General features: G+C 63.4%; 20 protein-coding genes and 1 tRNA gene. 17 read left to right on the top strand and 4 right to left on the bottom strand.

All coding sequences use genetic code 11. The features are described from left to right. Nucleotides 1–199: 199 nt before the first annotated feature. Together C2138_RS11385 and C2138_RS11380 are read left to right on the top strand one after the other, a co-directional pair. A complete protein-coding gene (locus tag C2138_RS11385) occupies nucleotides 200–715 on the top strand; it encodes an amino-acid N-acetyltransferase (protein ID WP_108517950.1) in 516 nt (171 codons plus the stop codon). Nucleotides 716–728: 13 nt separating this feature from the next. Beyond that, nucleotides 729–1,349, top strand: coding sequence for a hypothetical protein (locus C2138_RS11380; protein ID WP_108517948.1), 621 nt, complete (start codon nucleotides 729–731; stop codon nucleotides 1,347–1,349). A gap of 11 nt (nucleotides 1,350–1,360) precedes the next feature. On the opposite strand, the gene radA is transcribed toward C2138_RS11380, so the two are convergent. Together radA and C2138_RS11370 are read right to left on the bottom strand one after the other, a co-directional pair. Beyond that, nucleotides 1,361–2,716, bottom strand: a complete 1,356-nt coding sequence (radA, locus tag C2138_RS11375) for a DNA repair protein RadA (RefSeq protein WP_108517946.1) — start codon at nucleotides 2,714–2,716, stop codon at nucleotides 1,361–1,363. A gap of 9 nt (nucleotides 2,717–2,725) precedes the next feature. Next, nucleotides 2,726–3,529 (bottom strand): SGNH/GDSL hydrolase family protein, encoded by an 804-nt coding sequence (locus tag C2138_RS11370; RefSeq protein WP_108517944.1) that lies wholly within the window; start codon nucleotides 3,527–3,529, stop codon nucleotides 2,726–2,728. Nucleotides 3,530–3,620: 91 nt separating this feature from the next. Between C2138_RS11370 and C2138_RS11365 the strand changes: the two genes are divergently transcribed. After that, nucleotides 3,621–3,710, top strand: a tRNA-Ser gene (locus tag C2138_RS11365). A 307-nt stretch (nucleotides 3,711–4,017) separates the two neighbouring features. On the opposite strand, the gene C2138_RS11360 is transcribed toward C2138_RS11365, so the two are convergent. Continuing rightward, a complete protein-coding gene (locus C2138_RS11360; protein ID WP_108517942.1) occupies nucleotides 4,018–4,449 on the bottom strand; it encodes an SRPBCC family protein in 432 nt (143 codons plus the stop codon). A 234-nt stretch (nucleotides 4,450–4,683) separates the two neighbouring features. Here C2138_RS11360 and gad point away from each other — a divergent pair, with 234 nt between their 5' ends. The 5 genes from gad (at nucleotide 4,684) to C2138_RS11335 (ending at nucleotide 10,246) form a co-directional block, all read left to right on the top strand. Continuing rightward, entirely contained in the window at nucleotides 4,684–6,108 is a 1,425-nt protein-coding gene (gad, locus tag C2138_RS11355; RefSeq protein ID WP_108517940.1) for a glutamate decarboxylase, read from the top strand. A gap of 8 nt (nucleotides 6,109–6,116) precedes the next feature. Continuing rightward, entirely contained in the window at nucleotides 6,117–7,763 is a 1,647-nt protein-coding gene (gene gadC, locus C2138_RS11350) for a glutamate/gamma-aminobutyrate antiporter GadC (protein WP_108517938.1), read from the top strand. A gap of 10 nt (nucleotides 7,764–7,773) precedes the next feature. Continuing rightward, entirely contained in the window at nucleotides 7,774–8,145 is a 372-nt protein-coding gene (locus C2138_RS11345; protein ID WP_159078213.1) for an SdpI family protein, read from the top strand. 77 nt (nucleotides 8,146–8,222) lie between these two features. Further along, nucleotides 8,223–8,654, top strand: coding sequence for a DUF3151 domain-containing protein (locus C2138_RS11340; protein ID WP_108517934.1), 432 nt, complete (start codon nucleotides 8,223–8,225; stop codon nucleotides 8,652–8,654). A gap of 26 nt (nucleotides 8,655–8,680) precedes the next feature. After that, complete coding sequence (locus C2138_RS11335) at nucleotides 8,681–10,246, top strand: ABC-F family ATP-binding cassette domain-containing protein (protein WP_241961109.1); 1,566 nt, start codon at nucleotides 8,681–8,683, stop codon at nucleotides 10,244–10,246. 114 nt (nucleotides 10,247–10,360) lie between these two features. Here C2138_RS11335 and C2138_RS11330 read toward each other — a convergent pair whose 3' ends face one another. Then, nucleotides 10,361–10,570, bottom strand: coding sequence for a hypothetical protein (locus C2138_RS11330; RefSeq protein WP_108517931.1), 210 nt, complete (start codon nucleotides 10,568–10,570; stop codon nucleotides 10,361–10,363). Nucleotides 10,571–10,720: 150 nt separating this feature from the next. Between C2138_RS11330 and C2138_RS11325 the strand changes: the two genes are divergently transcribed. The 9 genes from C2138_RS11325 (at nucleotide 10,721) to C2138_RS11285 (ending at nucleotide 20,913) form a co-directional block, all read left to right on the top strand. Continuing rightward, a complete protein-coding gene (locus C2138_RS11325) occupies nucleotides 10,721–11,554 on the top strand; it encodes a zinc-ribbon domain-containing protein (RefSeq protein WP_108517929.1) in 834 nt (277 codons plus the stop codon). Between the two features lie 278 nt (nucleotides 11,555–11,832). Continuing rightward, entirely contained in the window at nucleotides 11,833–12,720 is an 888-nt protein-coding gene (locus tag C2138_RS11320; protein ID WP_159078212.1) for an ABC transporter permease, read from the top strand. Between the two features lie 43 nt (nucleotides 12,721–12,763). Next, on the top strand, nucleotides 12,764–13,588 hold the full coding sequence (locus tag C2138_RS11315; protein ID WP_108517926.1) for an ABC transporter ATP-binding protein: 825 nt from the start codon (nucleotides 12,764–12,766) through the stop codon (nucleotides 13,586–13,588). Between the two features lie 58 nt (nucleotides 13,589–13,646). Further along, a complete protein-coding gene (locus C2138_RS11310) occupies nucleotides 13,647–14,663 on the top strand; it encodes an ABC transporter substrate-binding protein (RefSeq protein ID WP_108517924.1) in 1,017 nt (338 codons plus the stop codon). 38 nt (nucleotides 14,664–14,701) lie between these two features. Next, a complete protein-coding gene (locus tag C2138_RS11305; protein ID WP_108517923.1) occupies nucleotides 14,702–16,378 on the top strand; it encodes an asparaginase domain-containing protein in 1,677 nt (558 codons plus the stop codon). Nucleotides 16,379–16,389: 11 nt separating this feature from the next. Next, nucleotides 16,390–17,475, top strand: a complete 1,086-nt coding sequence (locus tag C2138_RS11300; protein ID WP_108517921.1) for an LLM class flavin-dependent oxidoreductase — start codon at nucleotides 16,390–16,392, stop codon at nucleotides 17,473–17,475. A gap of 21 nt (nucleotides 17,476–17,496) precedes the next feature. After that, on the top strand, nucleotides 17,497–18,843 hold the full coding sequence (locus tag C2138_RS11295) for an NtaA/DmoA family FMN-dependent monooxygenase (RefSeq protein WP_108517919.1): 1,347 nt from the start codon (nucleotides 17,497–17,499) through the stop codon (nucleotides 18,841–18,843). A gap of 28 nt (nucleotides 18,844–18,871) precedes the next feature. Continuing rightward, nucleotides 18,872–19,693, top strand: a complete 822-nt coding sequence (locus C2138_RS11290) for a UTRA domain-containing protein (RefSeq protein ID WP_108517917.1) — start codon at nucleotides 18,872–18,874, stop codon at nucleotides 19,691–19,693. Next, on the top strand, nucleotides 19,690–20,913 hold the full coding sequence (locus tag C2138_RS11285; RefSeq protein WP_108517915.1) for an MFS transporter: 1,224 nt from the start codon (nucleotides 19,690–19,692) through the stop codon (nucleotides 20,911–20,913). The genes C2138_RS11290 and C2138_RS11285 overlap by 4 nt, the downstream gene beginning before the upstream one ends. The last annotated feature ends 89 nt before the right edge of the window (nucleotides 20,914–21,002 follow it).

Here is a 21,002-nt window from a genome sequence, read left to right as displayed (position 1 = left end):
AGCATCCGGGGCGGGTTCGTGCGTTAACCGGCCAAACGCCGCCGTCGCCGCCGCCGCAGTCGCCCGCGCCCACCCATTTCCGCCGAGGGGTCCCAAATGCGTCCACGAGATCGCCGCGAAGGCGAATTCGGGACCCCTCGGCGTGGTGGGGCGGATGTGGGCGAGTGTGACCTGACCGGTCGCGCAGTAGCATCGAGGGGTGACTTCTGAGACGCAGGCCTTCACCGTTCGCCCCGCACGAACGGGGGATGTGCGGCAGATTCAGGCGCTCGTCGAGCCTCTCGTGCAGGAGCGCATCCTGCTCGGCAAAGATCTTGTGGTGTTCTTCGAGAACATCCAAGAGTTTCAGGTTGCCGTCGACGAAGCCGGTGCCGTGATCGGATGCGGTGCGCTGCACGTGCTGTGGGAGGACCTCGCCGAGGTGCGCACCCTCGCCGTTTCGAAGCAATATCTCGGCAAGGGCATCGGCCATGCGCTGCTGACCGCGCTTGAGCAGAGCGCGCGGGATCTGGGGCTGAGCCGGCTGTTCTGCCTCACCTTTGAGGTGGACTTCTTCTCCCGTCACGGCTTTATGCCCATGGGAGAAGAGACCGTTGATCCCGAGGTCTATGCCGAACTTTTGCGCTCGCCCGACGAGGGTGTTGCGGAGTTTCTTGACCTGTCGAGGGTCAAGCCCAACACGCTCGGCAATACCCGGATGATCAAGACTCTCTAGCTAGTCTGAGTACATGTCGACGATCCGAAACCCCGTCGGCCCGCAGTCGCCTCAGGTGTATTGGCGGCGCCGGCTGGTGCTGGGACTTGGCCTTCTCGCGGTCATCATTGTCATTGTGCTCATCGTGGTGCGCCCCGGCGCTGCCGACGGCAAGGATCCGGGAGCATCGACTGCTCCAGCGGCCAGCGAATCGAGCAGCCCGAAGCCGAGCGACGAACCCGTCGTTGATGCCGGGCCGGAGACACCGTGCCGCCCGCAGAGCGTGAAGATCGAGGCGATTGCCGACAAGACCGCCTATGCCGCCGGCGTGATTCCGCAGCTGAGCCTGCAGCTCACCAACATCGGGGCTTCTCCCTGCACGGTCAATGCGGGCACGACGCAGCAGGTCTTTGAGGTCGGCAGCGGCGAGGAGGCCTATTGGCTCTCGACCGATTGCCAGACGGAACCCGTCGATGCGCCCGTGGTGTTGGAACCCAACACTCCCCTCAGCACGGCCCCGCTCGCATGGGACCGCACGCGGTCTTCGCCGTGCGACAACAGCAACACCGCGGTTCCCGCGGGAGACGCGACCTACTACTTTGTGGTCAAGCTGGGCGAGCTCGAGTCGGAGCCCGTTTACTTCCGCCTGCTCTAGGTGCGGCAGCGTTAAAACTGCGGCACTTCGGGCTGCACCGTTTCGGTCGTTGCGAACGCGGTGCGCATCGCTTCGCGCAGGTGTGTGCTGGTGCTGTCAACGAGGGTGGTGAACCCGAGTCGGTGTGCCTCCGCCGCCCGCTGCTTGCTATGACTGACGCTGCGGATCTCGCCCGCGAGGCTGATCTCGCCGATTGCGGCAAGCGTGGTGGGGAACGCCTTGTCGCTGTAGGCGCTGGCGATCGCGAGCGCGATGGCGAGATCGGCGCCGGGCTCCGTGAGGCGGATGCCGCCCACGGTTGAGACGTAGACGTCACTGCTGCTGAGCGGCAGTTTGGCGCGGCGCTCCAGCACCGCGAGCAGCATGGCAACCCGGGAGGAGTCGACCCCGTTGGTGACGCGGCGTGGTTGAGGCGCCGAACTCTTGACGATGAGGGCCTGCACCTCGACGGGCAGGGAGCGGCGCCCCTCGGTGGCGATGGTGACGCAGGTGCCGCTGACGGGGGCGGTGCTGCGGCTGAGGAACAGGCCGCTGGGGTCGGCGACTTCGGCGATGCCGTCACCGGTCATCTCGAAGCAGCCCACCTCATCCGTTGGTCCGAAGCGGTTCTTGTGGGCGCGGATGAATCGCAGCGCCGTCTGCCGGTCGCCTTCGAACTGGCACACGACATCGACGAGGTGTTCGAGCAGGCGCGGGCCGGCGATCGAGCCGTCTTTCGTGACATGGCCGACGAGCAGCAGCGGCAGGTCGCGGTCTTTGGAGATGCGGATGAGCGTGGAGGCGACCTCGCGCACCTGGCCGGGCTGACCGGCGAGGCCGTCGCTCAGCGACGACGACACCGTCTGCACAGAGTCCACGATGAGCAGATCGGGGTGAACCTGGTCGATCTGCCCGATGATCGTGGCGAGATCAGTTTCGGCCGCCAAGTAGAGGCTGTCATGCAGCGCCCCGGTGCGCTGGGCGCGCATCCGCACCTGGTTCACGGATTCCTCTGCCGAAACGTAGAGCACCCGCTTACCTGTGGCGGCCGCGCGGGAGGCCACTTCGAGCAGCAGGGTTGACTTGCCGACGCCGGGCTCGCCGCTGAGCAGGATGGTGGCCCCGGGAACAATGCCGCCGCCAAGCACGCGGTCGAACTCCGCGATGCCACTCGGCCAGTGAGCCACGGCGCTTGCCGTGATGGCGGTGATGGGCTGCGCCGCCCGCTCATCGCTGAGTACCACGGGCTTAAGTGTGCGGGCGATGCCCGTGGTCTGGCCCGCCTCAGCGACCGTGCCCCAGGCTTGGCACTCGCCGCAGCGACCGGCCCATTTGAGGGTTGTCCACCCGCACTCAGAGCAGCGAAAGTTGGTGGTTATGCGGGCCATGCGACCAGCCTAGGTGAGGCCGCCGACACCGCCAGCGGCGGCATCCGCCTCTCTCTCCGCCTGCTGGGCGACGAGCTCGACCGCGCGCCGCTCGACGAGTGGCAGAAAGGCGTTGATCCAGGCGCGGTAGCCGCGATCGTTGGGGTGAAAGAAATCCTGCGACACCTGGTTGAGGGCGTAGCGCAGCATGCCCAGCCGGTGGGTTTCGCGGTGAACAGGGGCCACGCTGAGGCCGTGCCGCTGCGCCGCCGCCGCAATCATCTCGTTGGCCACTCGCACGTTCGCCTGTGCTCTGCCCACATAAAAACTCGGCACATTGCCGACGATGCTGTGCGCGGGAATCGCAGAATAGAGCTGCTCGATCTCGCGCTCGAACCGGGCGGGATCCCACGTGCCGATGTCGTTGGCGCCGATCCCGACCGTAACGACATCGGGCTCGACGCCCAGCTTCGCGAGGGCAGGCAACTGCTTCTCGATGGCCTCGCGCAACCGCGCACCAGAAGCGCTCAGATTAACGACCCGAACGCTGCGGCCAGTGGTTTCGCGCAGCATCCGCGCAATCTCGCCAACGTAGCCGCGCTGTGGCTTGCTCGATCCGATGCCCTGCGCCGCAGAATCGCCGAGCGCCACATAGAGCAACTCGCCCTTCTTTTTGGCGCGATCCCGCCAGTACTTGGAGTTGACGGGAATCGTTTGCGCGAGCCGCTCCATGCCCTGGATGCGGCGCTGCTGCACGAGAGTGGAAGCGAGCGCGCCGCCTGCCGCCACGAGTGCGGTTGCCAATGCGGCCCATCCAACAGTGCGAATTCTCATGTTCAGATCGTAGGGAGGTTTCGCTGGGAGGCGCGGGTGCGCGAGTGACGGCGTGCATCCGGGGGTGCCAGCGTGTACTACAATCGTTGGCGGTACCGTGTCCGAGCGGCCGAAGGTGCAACTCTCGAAAAGTTGTGTGCGTGAAAGCGCACCGTGGGTTCAAATCCCACCGGTACCGCCACTGAAAACCCCCCTGCATCCCCTTGTCTATATGGGATACAGGGGGGTTTTTCACGTTTTGTCCACGTCGCAGGCGTTGGACGCTGAGCTTGGCCTCTCCTCGGGAGGGGGCCTTGGCGTTCTGATTGCGGAAGACGCTACTCGCGCATCGACGCTCGATCCGGCGCATGGGAAGAGTCGCCGTGGCCCTCCACCTTGAGACCCAAGCGATCACATTCGCCGCGGTGGCGCTCGCGGGTGCCGCGACCAGTCTCACCGGCATGAAAATTCGTCAGTCCTTGTGCAGCTCCTGCGCAACCATCATGACCTCAGGCGTGGTGCTCGACACGTGCCTTGAGCGCGCCCATCATCCGTTTGCTCTCTGCGGCTGCCATCCGCACGAGCATGGGCTGCATCATGTGGAGAACGCCCTTCGTTGTCATGTCGCCAACACGGGTGAGGTGGGTGGCCGTTCCTGTAGCGTCCAGGCTGTAACGGATGTGCGCATCGAGGCCACCCGAACTCAGGTGTTGGTGAAAGTGGAGCGCATGGTCGGGCACATCTTCGACCAGCTCGCCGTGCATTCGACCGACCATAGTTGAGTCCTCGTACGACAGCCCGCTGGCCGACGCGGTGACCTTCGTTCCTCGGTAAACCACTGAGTGCGTGAGCCAGCTTGGGTAGACGGCGAGGTCGCGAAGCGCGGCATAGACCTCGGAGGGTGGCGCCTGGATGTCGATGGAGTCTCTTATCTGGACCATGGAACCCGTACTACACCGTGCGGCGCGCCCCCGCACCCGAATTAGCCTGCGAGATCGCTGAACCGAGAGATATTGCCCGTGTCCGCGCCTGTGCTCGCAACGGCCGTGCTCGTGGGTTGCACCGCGATGCTCGGGTTCGTGTTTGCCCCTCAGGGGAAGAATGGCGGGGATTCGGGACTTATCACCCGCCCGGGGTGATTGGCAGGTAGACAGCCCTTTCTACAGTCGTTACGTATGAACGCTAAAGCCTCTGACCCCACGAACGAAACGTCCCCCAACGCCTTCACGGGCTATGGAGATTTCAATCAACTGAATCCGTTGTTTGCCAGGCCGGGAGAAGCCACCGACTTTCCGTTGGATCAGATTCCTGCGGGCGAATCCCTACCTGAGACGGCGTACCAGATCGTGCACGACGAGTCGATGCTCGACGGTAACGCTCGACTGAATCTGGCCACCTTCGTTGGAACGTGGATGGACGACCATGCGATCAAGCTCTACATGGAATCCGCCGACAAGAACATGATCGACAAAGACGAGTATCCGCAGACCGCGGCAATCGAGACGCGGTGCTGGAAGATGATTGCCAGGCTGTGGAATGCTCCCGACGCCGAGAACTCGATCGGCACATCAACAATCGGGTCGTCAGAAGCGTGCATGCTGGGCGGGCTAGCGCTCAAGCGCCGCTGGCAGTTGGCCAGGCGGGCAGCGGGCAAATCGACCGATAAGCCGAACCTCGTGCTCTCAAGCGCAGTGCAGGTGTGTTGGGAGAAGTTCTGCAACTACTGGGACGTCGAGGCCCGGTTTGTGCCCATTTCGCTTGAGCACAAGGTGCTCGACGGGCATGACCTCGAACAGTATGTCGACGAGAACACCATCGGTGTCGTCGCCATCATGGGCGTTACGTACACCGGAATGTATGAGCCGGTTGCAGAGATCGCCGCCGCCCTCGATCGCATCCAAGACAAGACGGGTCTCGACGTTAAGATCCACGTCGACGGTGCTTCGGGAGGAATGATCGCACCGTTCCTGCAGACAGACCTGGAGTGGGACTTCAGGGTGGATCGGGTGGTCTCGATCAGCACCTCTGCCCATAAATACGGCCTCGTCTATCCGGGGCTCGGCTGGGTTGTGTGGCGCACCGTGGGGGACCTTCCCGAGGACCTGGTCTTTGAGGTGAGCTACCTCGGCGGCACGATGCCCACGTTCGCCCTCAACTTTTCGCGACCGGGCGCACAGGTGCTGCTTCAGTACTACCTGTTCCTCCGGCTGGGATGGGACGGCTATCGCCGAGTTCAGCAAGCGTCGCATGACGTTGCTCTCTATCTCTCGGGTGAGATCGCGGCAATCAGCGCGTTCGAGCTGTGGAATGACGGCAGCGACATTCCTGTGTTCGCCTGGCAGCTGAAGGAGGGCTACACCGACAAGTGGAACCTCTACCACCTCTCAGAGAGACTGCGGCTCAAGGGATGGCTGATTCCGGCCTACCCGATGCCCGATGACATCTCCGATCTCGTTGTGCAGCGCATCGTGGTGCGCAACGGGTTTAGCCGCAATTTGGCCGAATCGCTCGTGATCGACATCAAAGAGGCTGTCGAATATCTCGACCGCCTCGAGACTCCAATCCCGGCTGAGGGCCAAGTGACCTCCTTTACTCACTGAGGTGTGACATGTCAACTGAGAGCAGTCATTCGAAGAAGCCCACACGGGCGGATGGCACGGCAGCCCCGAGCGAAGAGCATGTGGCGCCGCATCCGTTCAAAAAGGTGAAGCACCGCCCCGCCATCGGCGCTCCGGCCACCACCGCCACCACGTTTATGACCGTGTGGCAACTGGCCATCCTTACGGTCGTCGCGGTCGCATCCCTGCGAAGTCTTCCGGCTATGGCCGGCTATGGCCTCGGGTCGATCACGCTATTCATCATCCCGGCAATCTTCTTTCTCGTGCCCACCGCGCTTGTTGCGGCGGAGCTGGCGACGGGGTGGAAGGGCGGAGTCTTCACCTGGGTGCGGGAGGCCTTCGGACCACGATGGGGGTTCCAGGCAATCTGGCTGCAGTGGGTGCAGAACGTGGTTTGGTACCCAACCCAGATCGCGTTCATCGCTGCGAGCCTCGCATTTGTTTTTCTCGACCCGAAGCTTGCCGATTCCGGTGCCTATACGGCCATCGTCATCGTGGTGCTGTACTGGGGATCAACCCTCATCACCCTGAGGGGCGGCAATCTGTTTGCCAAAGTCGGATCGTGGTCGGGGCTCATTGGCACGATCTTGCCCGGCCTGCTGCTGATCATTTTTGCGTTCGTCTGGATCGGGTCCGGGCGGCACAGTGAGATCTCCCTAGAGGCCTCATCGATCATCCCGCCGTTCACAGGCATTGCCTCGATCGTTCTCATCGTGTCGAACGTGCTCGCCTACGCGGGCATGGAGGTTAACGCTGTCCACGCCAACGACTTGAAGAACCCGGGAAAGGGGTTCCCCCGTTCGGTACTCATCGCGTCGGTTCTAATTCTGGGGCTGTTCATCATCCCGACGATCGCTATCGGTCTCGTTGTGCCCTCGAAACAGCTGGGGCTGACGACCGGCATCAACCTCGCGTTCCAAAACTATTTCGAAGCATTCGGTGTGAGCTGGTTGACTCCAGTGCTGTCGCTGCTGATCGCTCTCGGTGCGTTCGCCTCGGTCGTCACCTGGATTGCTGGCCCGTCCCGCGGTCTGTTGGCGGCGGCGCGATCCGGATATCTGCCGGCGTTTTTGCAGCGTCGAAACAAGGCCGGAGTGCAGTCGGGCATCCTCATCCCGCAGGGCATCATCGTCACGCTTCTCGCCTCGCTGTTTCTGTTCATCCCGAACATCAACACCGCATTCATCGCCCTGATCGATATGGCGGCGGCCCTGTACCTCATCATGTACATGCTGATGTTCGCGGCGGCCATGAAGCTTCGCAAGTCGCAACCGAACGTCAAACGCACCTATCGCACTCCCGGAATGTTTGTGATTGCCACGGTCGGCTTTATCGCCTGCTTTGCAGCCTTCTGCCTCGGCTTTATTCCGCCAGACAACTTCGCTGGTGGCGCGCCAGGCTGGGTTTATCCCGTGCTCGTGGGTGTGGTCGTGATCGCACTCGGTGTGCCCCCACTGATCTTCTACGCCGTGCGCAAGCCGTCGTGGGATCAGCGCACACCAGAAGAGGTGCGGACCTTTAACGATGTTCTCGTGAACCCAGAGGAATCTGGCGCAGGCCCGGATGCCCCGCCGCAGTCACCGGGCGGATCGGCTCCGGGCGGAACAGCACCGGGTGGGGAGACGTCGCGCAAATAGAATCGTCGCCATGGAAGACGACCTGGGCGTGAGAGTTGTGTTGTTCGTTGTCATGGTCGGCTCGGGGATTCTGCTCCTGTGGATGGCTCGCGCGGCAGCGTCGGGGCGTCTGAAGCGCAACTCGGTCGCCGGCATCCGCGTCGCCAGCACAATGGCGAGTGACGAGGCGTGGCTGGCGGCTCACATCCGGGCAAAGCGGTCCACGATGCTCGCCGGATACGCATCAATCGCAAGTGGCGTCGTGGCGCTTCTGCCGGTGTCCGCTCCGGTGCTTGCAACGGCCGTGCTCGTGGGATGCGTCGCGATTCTCGGGCTCGTGTTCTATGGCGCCAGCGTCGGCAGTCGGGCCGCTGTCGCGGTCTCACACAAGTTGGATGGCTGAATCGATCGCAGTGCAGACACCGCCGGGCCCGACAGCGGCAGGAACCCCTCACATCGCCGCCACGCTAGCGTGGGGGTATGCCCACGAACCTCACGCCCACCAACCTCCTCGGCCCTGAGCCGACCCTGCTACCCGAAGAGCCCGACGTTCTGCAGGTGATTGCAGACTCGGATTTCTCGGCATCCGATGTCGCCATCGCGCATCCCACCTCCTCGCTTGCCTGGGCTTTGCTCGCCGACGAAGCGTTTGCCGAGGGCAAGACCCTCGAGTCGTATGCGTTCGCCCGCGTCGGCTACCACCGCGGCCTGGATGCTTTGCGCCGGTCCGGATGGAAGGGTCACGGCCCTGTGCCGTGGTCGCATGAGCCCAACCGCGGTGTGCTTCGTGCCCTGTTTGCGCTCCAGCGTGCCGCCGACGCCATTGGCGAAGAGGACGAGGTCGAGCGCCTGGCGACGTTCTTGAACGACTCCGACCCGACCGCTGCGGCGAAGATCGAGGCCGGGGAGTGAGTCTGGTCCGACTCAACGATGTGGGCGTGAAATTCGAAAACGCGCAGATTCTGAGAGAGGCGTTTTTTCGCCTCGAGAACGCCGACCGGGTCGGACTCATCGGGCGAAACGGCTCAGGCAAGACCACCCTGCTCAAACTCGTGCTTGACCAGGTGCAGCCAGATACCGGCACGGTCACGGTCGACCCGGGCACCCGCATCGGATACTTTTCGCAGTTCTCCGAGCTCAGCGGCGACGCCACCATTACCGAGGTTCTGGATGCGCTCTTCTACGACGTTCATGCCGTTGAGCGTGAGCTCGCCACGATCGACGAAGCGATCGCCGCTGCGGCTGCATCTGGTGGCGACATGGACGAACTGATCCACCGGCAGTCCGACCTGTTCGCCGAGATGGATCGCATCGACGGGTGGGACTACTCGCGCAAGATCGACCAGGCGCTCACCACCCTCGGGTTCAATGAGGCCCGCAGAAACTGCGCGATCGACGAGCTCTCTGGCGGATGGCGCAACCGCGCTGCGCTGGCGAAGATCCTGCTCGAAGACCCGCAGGTTCTGCTGCTCGACGAGCCCACGAACTTTCTCGACGTTGCCGGAGTCGAATGGCTCGAGTCGTGGTTTCGCGACTTTAAGGGTGCCGCGATCATCGTCTCGCACGACCGCAAATTTCTGGATGCCGTGGCGACCCGCATCATCGAGGTCGAGAACTTTCACCTGCACGAATACCCGGGCAACTTTGCCGAGTATGTGGTGCAGAAGCAGTTTCGGCTCAAGACCCTTGAGCAGCAGTTCGTGCACGAATCAGAGCTTCTGGCCTTCGAGGCGGAGGGCATCGCCGACCGACGCGAGGCCGCGAAGAACGCGAGCAAGTCGCTCGGAAAGCAGCTATCCGGAATCAAGAAGGCTCGGGCTCCGCGGCCCGTTGACCAGATCATCACGGAGATCTACGGCGGGCTGCATGTGAAGGATGTTCTGTGCCGGGTCGAGGGACTCACCAAGTCCTACGGCGACCACACCCTGTTCTCCGACCTGAGCTTTGAGGTGCGCCGCGGCAACCGCATCGTTGTGCTCGGGGCCAACGGCAGCGGCAAGAGCACGCTGCTTCGCGTGCTCACCGGTGAAGAGAAAGCTGATGCGGGAAGCGTGGCCTGGGCATCCGGAGCCAAGGTTGTTTCGTACAACCAGGTGCTCGAGAACCTCGACGGCGACGACACCGTCACCCACTCGGTCAACGCCATGCCCGACAGCCTCGCCCTTGCCGCGACCCGCAAGTCGGTGGGCCGCTTTCTGGCCATGTTCCAGTTCTCCGAGGCCGACCTCAAGAAGCGCATCCGGGAGCTCTCGGGTGGGCAGCGCGCCCGCGTGGCGATGGCGCAGTGCCTGCTCTCGGGAGCATCCGTTCTGCTGCTCGACGAGCCGACGAACCACCTTGACCTCGCCAGCACGCAGGTCATGGAGAGGGCGCTCGTGCACTTTCCCGGCGCGGTCATCGTCGTTAGCCACGACCGTTTCTTCACCGACAAGATTGCCAACCGCAAGCTCATCTTTGGCGCATCAGGCGCGGAGCCTGGCGAGATCGAGGTGCGCGCCGCGTAGGTTGCGCGCACCTCGATTTCTTCGCTGAGGGGTCCCAAATTCGTGTTCAACCCCCCGCGGGAAGGCGAACTTCGGACCCCTCAGTGGGTGGTGGGTGGGCGCGCGCCAGCAGTCCTACGGTCGGTGGGAGCTTGAACGCTCGTTGCCCCGCTTGTAGTTTCCGGTGACTCTCGCCATTACCTGCTGGGGGTCATCGCGCTCAACAGCGTTGAGAAACTTGAGTGCTGCGGACTTGCGCAGGGTGGTGGCCAGCCGCCCATGGTGCCGAATCTCTACGCGGTCGCTGTGGACGCTGAACTCGAAGCCGTTGGGTACGCCTGCCATGCATTCGAGTATGCCTCACCAGCAAATGGGGTCGCCACAGTTAAGGGACGCTCGTCAGCGGATGCTGCCTGCCGCTCGCTGTCTCCCGCTCACTGTCTCCCGCTCACTGTCTCCCGCTCACTGTCAGTGGAGGCGCGTACCGTTGTTGGCATGCCAGAGAGGATTCAGGACTGGTGGGCGCGTCGCCAGTTTTCGAGGGGCATGGATGTGCCTTATCCCGTGGGCACCTATCGGGAGGCGTGGGCGCACTACCCCGCGCTGGTGCGCCAGTATCACCCCGAGTACAACGACGGAATCATGCTTACGCAGATCCCGCCCGCAGCCGATGTGTTGCTGCTCTGGCAGTGCGAGCAATTCGGCCACCGGTTCGTTGCCACTCCCACCGAGCAGCGTGAACGCCCGAGCCGCGAGCGGCGGCGTTCTGTGTGGTGCCCGGAATGCTTGGCGCTCGCCAAGCCCAAACCGGTGCAGGCGGGGGTGCCCGTCGCGTCGAAGGCCAAGCCAAAGCGACCGGTCCCGCCCGTGTGCAGCAAGACGCCGAACCTTGCCGTCGGCGAGCCCTTCGCCAGTGAGTGCGCCCCCAAACCCGCATCGGCGGTCGAAGCCCAGATGCGGGCCGACCTGTTCGCCCGCCTCAGCGTGACCCAGGGGTTCACCGCCGTGAAGGTGGCCCGACCGTTCTTTCGACACCTCGAAGTGTGGCCCGACATCCTGCTCCCCGAGCTGCGCGTCGCGCTCGAATATGACAGCATCGGTCGCCACGGCCTCGAGCATGTTGGCAAACGTGAAGAGGCAGACAAGCGCAAAGACCGTGCGCTCCGCTCCGCCGGGTGGGAGGTCATCCGCATTCGAACGGGCAAGCTGCAACCCCTTGGCCCCTTCGACCTGCAGATTCCTTCTGTCGGAGAGCGCGGTCTGCAGCGCATCCTCGACACGCTGCGCGACATCCGTGGCCCGTTCATGGTGGACGCCTACTTGCTCTGACCACGAACGTGACCACGATGCGGATGATGCATCCGTCGTCATCGCGTTCGCATGCCCGGCGGGCCCGAATAACCCCTGCGAACTGGCGCAGGCGAGCGTCTCGCCCTTTGCCTGGGGAGAGATGAGGGAATCCCACTGGCGCAGCAATCCGTCACGGAGCGGCAACGGCGGGGAAACACTGGCTGGATAGCTTCTAGTTGCCACCGTCCCCCGGGACTCCAGCGCCGAGCAGCGTCGCTCCGACCGTGTTTTCAGGACTGATGCAGATCGGAACACCAGTGAACCAACCGCAAGCGACCAGCGAAACAATTGACGTCAACGGTGCGCGCGGTGTCTCACCGGCGGCGCAGAGCCCCGAATCGGCGCGGCCGACCACAAGTAATCGGCTCAAGAAGAAGAAGCGCCGCCCTGGAGAAGACCACCTGATCAGGGCGGCATCCATAGCCACCGCCGTGCTTCTGTGGGTGCTCGGGTCGGTGATCCTGCCCACAAGTGTGTTGCCAGGGCCAGTGGTGGTCATCGAGCAATTGGGCAAGAACATTGCCAGCGGTGAGATCTGGCCACACCTCGGGGTCACTCTCGGGCGGGTTGTCTTCGCCTTTGTCGTCGCGTTGGTGGTGGCGAGCGTGCTGGGGGTGCTCATGGGCATGTATTCCCGCGTGGAGAAGTTCTTCGATTCGTGGCTCGTCATCGGAATGACGATTCCCGCCCTCGTCACGATCATCGTCGTGTTCATGACGGTGGGGATGAACGAGACAGGAACCGTCGTGGCTGCGGCGCTCGTCACAATCCCCATGCTCACTGTGAACGTGTGGGAGGGAGTAAAGGGAATCGACACCCGGCTCATCGACATGGCCAAGGCGTTTCGCAATTCTCGTCTCACGATCGTGAGGTCGGTCGTGCTGCCGCAACTCGCGCCCACCCTCCTCGCCTCCGCCCGGTTCGGGCTGGGACTCGTGTGGAAGATGATCCTCTTTATCGAACTCCTCGGCCGCAGCAACGGTGTCGGATACCAGGTTCAGCACTACTACATGTTGTTCAACATGACCCAGGTCCTCGCTTATGCGCTCGGCTTTCTGGTGATCATGCTCGTGATTGAGATGGGCATCTTCGGGTTCATCGAACACAAGCTTTTCCACTGGCGCAAGACGCTCAGCAACTCGTAACCGCCACGACCCCCGCGCGACACCAACAACGAAGGTGAATGCCATGTTTCAGTCCGCAGTAATGAGCAAGTCCGTTATCGAGACGACCGCAATTGAATGCCTGGATATTGAGAAGTCATACAAGGGCCGCAGGGGAGAACCCGATCGGATCGTGCTTCAGGACGCGAGCTTCACCGCAACGGAGGGCGAGTTCGTGTGCATCCTTGGGCCTTCCGGGTGTGGCAAGTCGACATTTCTCAACATCCTCTCGGGCCTCGATAGAAACTTCAGTGGCACGGCACGGGTTCGCGGCATCGACGTCGAAGACCCGAACATCGCCAGCGTGCGCAGCGCCTACATCTTTCAGGAGTCCCGTCTGCTGCCGTGGCGAACGGTGCAGGGCAACCTGGAGTTCACCCTCAAGGCGGCCGGCTATCCGCAGTCGGAGTGGCAGGAACGGGTTGACCGATACCTGGGCATGGTCGGCCTGCTCGAGTTCAAGGATTTCTATCCGAACGAGCTTTCGGGAGGCATGCAGCAGCGCACCTCCATTGCGCGGGCCTTCAGCATTGAACCCGATGTGCTCTACATGGACGAGCCGTTCAGCGCATTAGACGAATTATCCGCTCGCCGCCTCCGTGCAGAACTGCTCGAGATCTGGTCGCAGCACAAGACCACGGTCGTGTTCGTGACCCACAACTCGTTCGAGGCCACGTTCTTGGCCGACCGCATTCTCATCATGAAGCGAGGCCCCCAGAGCTCGTTCGCCGACGAGATCGACCTGGGTCATCTTGAGCGACCCCGCTCAAGCGAAAGCGCCGACATTTTCGAGGCTAGCCGGGTTGTCGTTCAGCGCCTGGTCACCGTGATCGGAGACACCCCAGATTGACGGCCGACGTGCCACCCCCGACCCGTTCCACTCGTTTCGACACAGAACTGAGGCAACCATGAAAACAACATCGAAGGGGCTGGGCGCGTTGGCGCTGGGGCTCTCCGCACTGTTCCTGGCCGGATGCGCCACGGCAGAAGGTGTGACAGAGCCCGCGAGCGATGACGCCATCGGCAACGGCGGCGTCGTGAAGCTGCTCGTGAGCCCAAGCGGAACCCAAGCGTTCCCTGCCTATGTGATCAAGTCAAAGGGGCTCGACAAAAAGTACGGTTTTACCCTCGAAGTCACAGACACGAATGACGCCCAGACGGTGTTCCGCACGGGCGAGGGCGACGCGATGACCACATCGTGGAACGTACTGGCGAACCTGACTCTGGCCGACATCCCCACAACGGCAGTTGCGCCCTTCACGAGCTGGGTCAATACCGTCGTGGCGGCCAAGGACTCAGGCATCGAAGACATTGGTGATCTGGCTGGCAGCAAGCTCGGCATCATGGGCAAGACATCCTCGGACTGGTTCATCTTGAAGGCCTATGCGGAGCAGGAGTTCGGCGTCGATCTCGAATCGGATGCCGAACTGCAGGAGTCGCCGTCGCCCGCTCTGCTCCAGGGACTCATCGGCCAGGGCGAGCTCGAGGCCACTCAGATGTACAACGACATGACCCCGTCCATGACGGCTGCCGGTGACACGGTCATCGCAACCCTCGCCGAGATGGCGACCGGAATCGGGCTCCCCGCCGAGGTCCCGTACCTCGTCTACGGGTTCCGTGACAGCTACATCGAGGAGAACCCCGAGAACGTCGAAGCATTTGTCGCCGCCTACCAAGAGGCCTACGAAATTCTCATGGAGGACGACGAGGTGTGGGCGGAGCAAGCCGAGAACATGGGCATCACCGATGAGGTGATCGTCGCTGAACTGCGCGACATGAGCCGCGATGCGCTCAGAGCAACTTTCACGGATGACTCCGAGACAGCCCTTCAGGAGATGGCCGAGGTGCTCATCCCGCTCGTCGGTGAAGAGAACCTCGGATTCGCGGAACTGCCCGACGGCATCATCACCCTCAAGTTCCAGTAGCCGTCTCGCCGTCGTCAATCGCTATCAGAAAGAGAACAATGTCACACGACACGTCCAAGCCGAAAATCGTCATCTTCTCAGGGCCCCGCGCGACCATCCAGAACAGTCCGTCGCTTGTCACGAGCCCCTCGGTTCGCGAGGCTCGTGGTCTGTTGCCGGTGGCGTCAGGGGCGGGGTACGACACGGTCCGGTCGCAGTTGCTTGCGGCACCGGTCACGGCATACGTGCAGGCCTACTCCGCGCATCCGCTCGAGGGTGACGCGCAGGGGCTTTATGCCGATGCCGACGGGTTCATCGACCCCGTCACGGGCAAGTTCACGACTGAAGCGATTGCCGGCGGTACTCCCGTTTACGAGGTCACCCTCGAACCATCGCACGGGCCGTACATGCTGCCCTACGCTGCGACCCAGGCCGACGGCTCGGCTTGGGATTCGCAGATCTCGGTCGACGGCCAGGCGCGCCAGCTGTTTTATCCGGATGCTTCGCGCATCGTCACCGAGATCGACCGGTATGCGGTGGACGGGTCGGGGCATAACAACCTCCTCAGCTCGCAGGCCGAGTTCGATTTTGTGCGGGCGGCACCGTCTGGCGGATACACGCTCGGTCAGCCCGAGCATGAGCGCACCGACAAAGGGGAGGGGGCGATCCCGCCTGAGGTCCTCGGCGAGGACTTCTTTCCTTACATGCCAGCCCGGCAGGAGCCGGCGATCTCGACCCTGGCCAAGCTCACCAACGTGGTTTCGACGACCCTGGCCGAGGGTGACTACGACGGAGCGATCTGGCTTGAGGGAAGCCCGACGACAGAAGAAACCGTCTACTGGCTCAACCTTCTCACCAACGCGACCGTGCCCATCGTGGGCAACTGCTCGCAGTACGGTCACGGTGTCTTGGGCAACGACGGTGACCACAACCTCGTGCAGGCGACCTCATACATCGCCTCTCGTGTGTGGGCCGACGAGGCTGGCCTGGACCGTGTTGGCGCCGTCATGATTCAGAACGGCCAGGTCTTCACCGCTCGCGAGGTCGTCAAGGCGGATGCTCGCCCCGGCGGCTACGTGGCGATGGGCGGCACAGGTGGAGTCGTGGGCAACACGGTCGAAGAACCCGTGCTCACGTTCATTCCCGTCGCGAAGCACACTCATAAGTCCGAGCTGACCCTGGACCGGCTGCCAACGTCCGTGACCGGAACGATGCTGCGGGGCGAAACCCTCGCCGCCGTCGAGGTCTCGGTGAAGGACGACACGGGGGCACTTCTCGCCTCAGCGATGCCCAAGGTCACGGTCGCCAAATACGTGAACTATGGACAGGATGACTTCAGCGACAGCGCCGATAGCGAGGTCGAGGTTCTCGCTCGCATCGAGAAGAACCTGCGCGATCACGCGCTCGCCGGCTTTGTCGCCGAGGGCTCCGCCCCGTATGGCGGCGTCTACGAGTCGCTCGCCGCTGCGCTGCGGTTGGCGATCTTCCGCGGGATGCCGGTGGTGGCCGTGGGCCGTGGGGGCGGCGGGTTCGCCTTCCGTTCGGCGACTCAGGGCGGCCTCGTCATCGCCGGAAGCAACCTCATGGCTCACAAGGCACGGATGCTTCTCATGGCATGCCTCCTCAAGTTCGGTTCGCTTCCGGTGCCCGTAGATCCCGACAACCCCACCGCCGAGGAGGTCGATGCCATCAAGGCGCAGGTCGCCCGATATCAGCACATCTTCGACACGCACTGAACGGAGCAGCAATGGTCAGCTATGGAGTTTTCCTTCCCGTGGGTAACAACGGATGGATCCTGTCGGAGACATCTCCCCAGTACATGCCGAGTTACGACCTCAACCGCGAGATCGTGCAGCGGGCAGAGAAATACAGCTTCGGCTTCGCCCTCGCGATGCTCAAGTACCGCGGTTTCGGCGGAACAACGCAGCATTGGGACTACACGATCGACCCGTTCACCCTCATGGCGGCGCTCGCCCCCGTCACGCAGAGCATCAAGCTCTATGCGACGATCTCGCCCCTTACCTACCATCCGGTCGTCGCGGCCAAGATGGCGGCGATGGTCGACGACGTCTCGAACGGTCGGTTCGGCCTCAACCTCGTCGCCGGCTGGAACCGCAGCGAATACGCTCAGATGGGCGCGTGGCCTGGTGACGATTACTACGGCTACCGCTACGACTACCTCAGCGAGTTCACGCACATTTTGCGAGAGTCGTGGGCTGAGGGACGGGTTAACTTCGCGGGCGAGCACTTCACCGTTGAGGATTGCGAGGTGCTGCCCAAGCCGACGAACTCGATCGACATCATCTCGGCGGGGGCGTCGCCGAGAGGCCGGCGCTTTATCGCCGAGTATGCCGACTTCCATTTCGGCGCCGGTGCGACACCCGAGCAGGTCGAGGCGTCTCATGCGTCGCTCATGGAGGCGTCGGCCGTGACGGGGCGCAACCCCCAGTCGTTTGCCTCGTCGATGCTCATCATCGGCGATACCGACGCCGATGCGGCCCGCAAGGTGGAGCACTATGCCAAGGGTGCGGATGCGGGGGCGCTCGAGGGCATGTATCGCGAGTACTCGAACGACACGTCCACCGACGGGTCAAGCGCATCGATCGCACAGAAGGTCGCCGAGGCGAAGAGCAACCCGTTTTATGGCGGTGGAGCCCCGGTCGTCGGCTCGCCTCAGACGATCGCCAACCACCTCAACCGGTTGGCGGCCGTGAGCGGGACTGCGGGCATCATGCTCACGTTCGACGACTTCATCGATGGCATCGAACGCTTCGGAACGGAGGTCATGCCGCTCCTTGACCACATCGATACGCCCGCCGTCGCCGCCGCCTAAAAGCACTGAGAAAGAGCACCAATGACCTACCAAATGAGCCTCGCTCTCGACCTTTCGTTCTCGCACCATCAGGGGCGTTGGCGCCTGCCGGGGTCGTGGGCGGGCTACAACTTTCCCGACCTTCGCATGTACAAGGAGCTCGCGCTCGCCGCAGAACGTGGCTGCATGGACATGATCTTTTTCGGGGATGGCACGGGCATTCCGTCGACGTACGGCGACTCGATCGATGCGGCCGTGCGCTGGGGCATCGGCGCACCGCGGCAAGACATGAGCCCCTACATCGCGGCACTCGCGCAGGAGACGAGCCACATCGGTTTTGGTCTTACCTACTCGTCGACGTTCCTGCCGCCGTTTTATGTGGCGCGACTCCTCAACTCGCTCGATCACATCACCGGCGGGCGCATGGCGTTCAATATCGTCACGTCGAGCAGGGGGGCGGATGCGGCCAACTTTGGTTTCGATGAGCTGATGGATCATGACGCCCGCTATCGCCGCATGGAGGAATTCGTCGAGGTGTGCACCGCTCTCTGGCGCAGCGTCGGAGCAGATGCTTACCTCTGGGACCGGGAGACAGGTCAGGTCGCCGACGCGTCGAAGGTGGCGCCGATCGATCACGTTGGCGAGTTCTTCACCGTGAAGGGGCCGCTTAACTCGGTACCGAGCCCTCAGCAGGCGCCGGTACTTATCCAGGCGGGCGGCTCTCCTCGGGGCATCCAGGCGTCGTCTCGGTTCGCGGACGTCATTTTCGGTGGCGCCTTTAAGAATGAGCATCGCGCCGAGCACCGAAAAGCGCTCGATGCCGCTCTCGTGGAGTCGGGCCGCGACCCTGAGAAGGTCGGAATCCTGTGGGACCTGCAGATCATCGTTGGCCAGACGGCCGAGGAGGCCCAGGCGCGCAAGAACCAGTTGCAGGGCCTCCTGCCGCGCGAGGCTGCCGCAGCCCAGATGTCGCACAACTCAGGCCTCGACTTTGCGAAGCTGCCCGATAGATTCACCCTCGCCGAGCTCACAGAGGAGGTGATCGCTAAGAACGCGAGCCCCGTTACCTTCCGCGATTTGATCGCCGAGCATGGCGCCGACCATGAGATGACCAAGGACGAACTGATCGATAGCGCTTGGCGCACCGCGACGGGCTATGACCACACCGTTGCAGGCAGCGCCGAGCAGGTTGCCGACTACCTTGAGGAGTCATATGAGGCCTCGGGCAGCCGCGGCGGCTTCATGATCGCGCATCCGCAGGTGACCCCCCGCGACCTTATCGATGTAGTCGGCCTCCTCATCCCCGAGCTTCAACGGCGCGGCCGCTTCCGCACCGCATACGAGGGGTCGACGCTGCGCGAGACCCTCGGCGTTCCGAGGTTCGAGTAACGCGGTGTTGGGCGAACGCGGGCGGGCAGTGGCGCCGCCGAAGAACGACCCGGCGGTGCCGACCCCGACGCGCGTCGCCCGCGACCTGGCGGGCGACCGCATCCTCGACCTCGGCCAGCACCGCAGGCAGGACGAAGCTCGCCGCCTGCGAGACCTTCTCGCCGAGTTTGTGGTCGCCTCGCTGGACAAAGACGAGCGGCTGCCCTCCGATGAGCAGATAGCGAGACAGTTTCATTGCACGCGCAACGCCGCCCGCATCGCGCTGCAGATGTTGGCGGATGAGCGTCTTATCGACCGCACGGTCGGAGTCGGAACGTATGTCATGAGCGACCCGTCGCGGTGGCGCACCGACCACCTCGTCGATTCGCTCCAGGTGCGCGACGCCGGCACCCTTCGGTGGGAGCGGCTGATCGGCTGGCGAGTGTCGGCAACCATTCCCCAGCCCATGCGCGCGGAGTTCGCGCCGCATGTCGAGCGTCTCGCAATCTTCGAGCGGGTGTTCAACTACAACGGCAAACCTGGCTCGTTGCGCACCTACCATGTGCCACTTCGGGGCGAAGATCGCTTCGAACCGGCGGACGCTCAGGGCGACATCTTCGAGGTACTTGAGGGCCGCTTTGGCTACTCGGGCCTTCGGGCGCAGCGCACGATCTCGGCGATAGCGGCGGATGCGTCTGCTGCCGAGGTTCTCGATGTCGGCCTTCGTGACCCTCTTCTGCTGATCGAGACGACCGTGCGGGTGCCGTCGGGTGATGTTGTGCTCACATATTCGGGCCGACAGCGCACGGATGTTGTGCGCATAGGCCTCGAGCCGGAGCGGGTGCAGGCAGACGCGGGCGAGTGTCTGTGAGCCGCTCCACCCGGGGAGTGCACCCGCTCGGTCCGTTGCCCGGCATGCTCGTGCTGCTCACCCCGCTGTCGCAGCTCGGCTACATTCCGGTTTCTGTCGCGCTCGGCCACCAGCTCGGTGCCGACCTCATGACCGTCGGAATTTCGATCGGCATCTACAACGCCGCATCCGCCCTGGCCACTCTCGTATTCGGGCCTCTCTTCGATTTAATCCCCGCCCGCAAAGTCTTGCCGTGGGCCGTCACCGTCAACGTCGTTGTGTCTCTGACTCTCATCGTTGTGCCCAACGTTGCCGTTCTGTTGACGGGTCGAATCCTCACGGGTGTCACAACCAGCGTGCTGCTGCTGTGTGCCTCGATCATCGTCGCCGACGCACACAACGCCGACCCGAAAAGGCGCGACCGGGCGTTCTCCAACCTTCAAACTTTCAACAGTCTCGGCGCGGCGACGGGACTCGCGCTCGGCGCTACTGCCGCGGGAATAGGTGCGCCATCCCTATATTTCGGCGTCGTAGCGGCGTACGGAATCGGGGTGCTCTGCCTCACGCCAGTGCTTGTCAACCGCATGCCGAGTGGGCCGGGGCACGCGGCATCCGATGAACAGGTTCCGCATTTCGCAGTGCGGCTGCGGGCCCTCATACGAGAGGTAGGCCTCACCGCCCGCAGCCAATCGACCCTGTGCCTGCTGATCGCGGCGGCCGGTGTCGGCTGGATTATCCAGAGCGGCCACTACGGCGTAAGCCTGCTCCTGAATGAGACCGACCCGGCGATCACGCAGCGCATCGGGCTCGCGATACTGATTCCCGTCGGGGTGTTCCTCGGCAGCAGTGTTAATCAGCTGAGCTTGACGAGGTACACGGCGACGGAGCTCCTGGGTCGCATCTATTGGCTCTTGCCGCTCGCCTGCATCGCGTACGCTGTGGCCGTTGGATCGGGTTTTCTTATCGCGGAGATCGCGGCACTCATCGTGCTAGGCATCCTCACGGGCATGCTCATGCCGCTCAGCCCCGCCGTGATGGTTTCGTGGTACCCGGCTATCCGTTCGAGCGCGGCCGCCGCCGAGTCGATCGCCAAGGCAATCGGCGCGACCCTCAGCCCCATCGTGCTTGGTGCATTCGCCGCTCAATGGGATCTTGCCGGTTCGCTGCTCGCAGTTGCCATCGTCGCCCTCGTCGGGGCTGCGGCAACACGGGGCTTTGCGCGCCGCCCAGCCGTCGTATGAGGCACGTTTAGGCTGTGCGCGATGGCGGCGAAATGGCTCAGAATCCCTGTCTTCACCGTCGTAAGAGGGGCTCGACACTGGCGCAATCG

Source organism: Salinibacterium hongtaonis, assembly GCF_003065485.1.
Classification (GTDB): domain Bacteria; phylum Actinomycetota; class Actinomycetes; order Actinomycetales; family Microbacteriaceae; genus Homoserinimonas; species Homoserinimonas hongtaonis.
This window is presented reverse-complemented; position numbering and strand designations above follow the sequence as displayed.

Coding starts and splice junctions, on each gene's coding strand:
- C2138_RS11380 (WP_108517948.1), top strand. CDS start 729: ATGTCGACGATCCGAAACCCCGTCGGCCCGCAGTCGCCTCAGGTGTAT.
- radA (WP_108517946.1), bottom strand. CDS start 2,716: ATGGCCCGCATAACCACCAACTTTCGCTGCTCTGAGTGCGGGTGGACA.
- C2138_RS11370 (WP_108517944.1), bottom strand. CDS start 3,529: ATGAGAATTCGCACTGTTGGATGGGCCGCATTGGCAACCGCACTCGTG.
- C2138_RS11360 (WP_108517942.1), bottom strand. CDS start 4,449: ATGGTCCAGATAAGAGACTCCATCGACATCCAGGCGCCACCCTCCGAG.
- gad (WP_108517940.1), top strand. CDS start 4,684: ATGAACGCTAAAGCCTCTGACCCCACGAACGAAACGTCCCCCAACGCC.
- gadC (WP_108517938.1), top strand. CDS start 6,117: ATGTCAACTGAGAGCAGTCATTCGAAGAAGCCCACACGGGCGGATGGC.
- C2138_RS11345 (WP_159078213.1), top strand. CDS start 7,774: ATGGAAGACGACCTGGGCGTGAGAGTTGTGTTGTTCGTTGTCATGGTC.
- C2138_RS11340 (WP_108517934.1), top strand. CDS start 8,223: ATGCCCACGAACCTCACGCCCACCAACCTCCTCGGCCCTGAGCCGACC.
- C2138_RS11330 (WP_108517931.1), bottom strand. CDS start 10,570: ATGGCAGGCGTACCCAACGGCTTCGAGTTCAGCGTCCACAGCGACCGC.
- C2138_RS11325 (WP_108517929.1), top strand. CDS start 10,721: ATGCCAGAGAGGATTCAGGACTGGTGGGCGCGTCGCCAGTTTTCGAGG.
- C2138_RS11315 (WP_108517926.1), top strand. CDS start 12,764: ATGTTTCAGTCCGCAGTAATGAGCAAGTCCGTTATCGAGACGACCGCA.
- C2138_RS11310 (WP_108517924.1), top strand. CDS start 13,647: ATGAAAACAACATCGAAGGGGCTGGGCGCGTTGGCGCTGGGGCTCTCC.
- C2138_RS11305 (WP_108517923.1), top strand. CDS start 14,702: ATGTCACACGACACGTCCAAGCCGAAAATCGTCATCTTCTCAGGGCCC.
- C2138_RS11300 (WP_108517921.1), top strand. CDS start 16,390: ATGGTCAGCTATGGAGTTTTCCTTCCCGTGGGTAACAACGGATGGATC.
- C2138_RS11295 (WP_108517919.1), top strand. CDS start 17,497: ATGACCTACCAAATGAGCCTCGCTCTCGACCTTTCGTTCTCGCACCAT.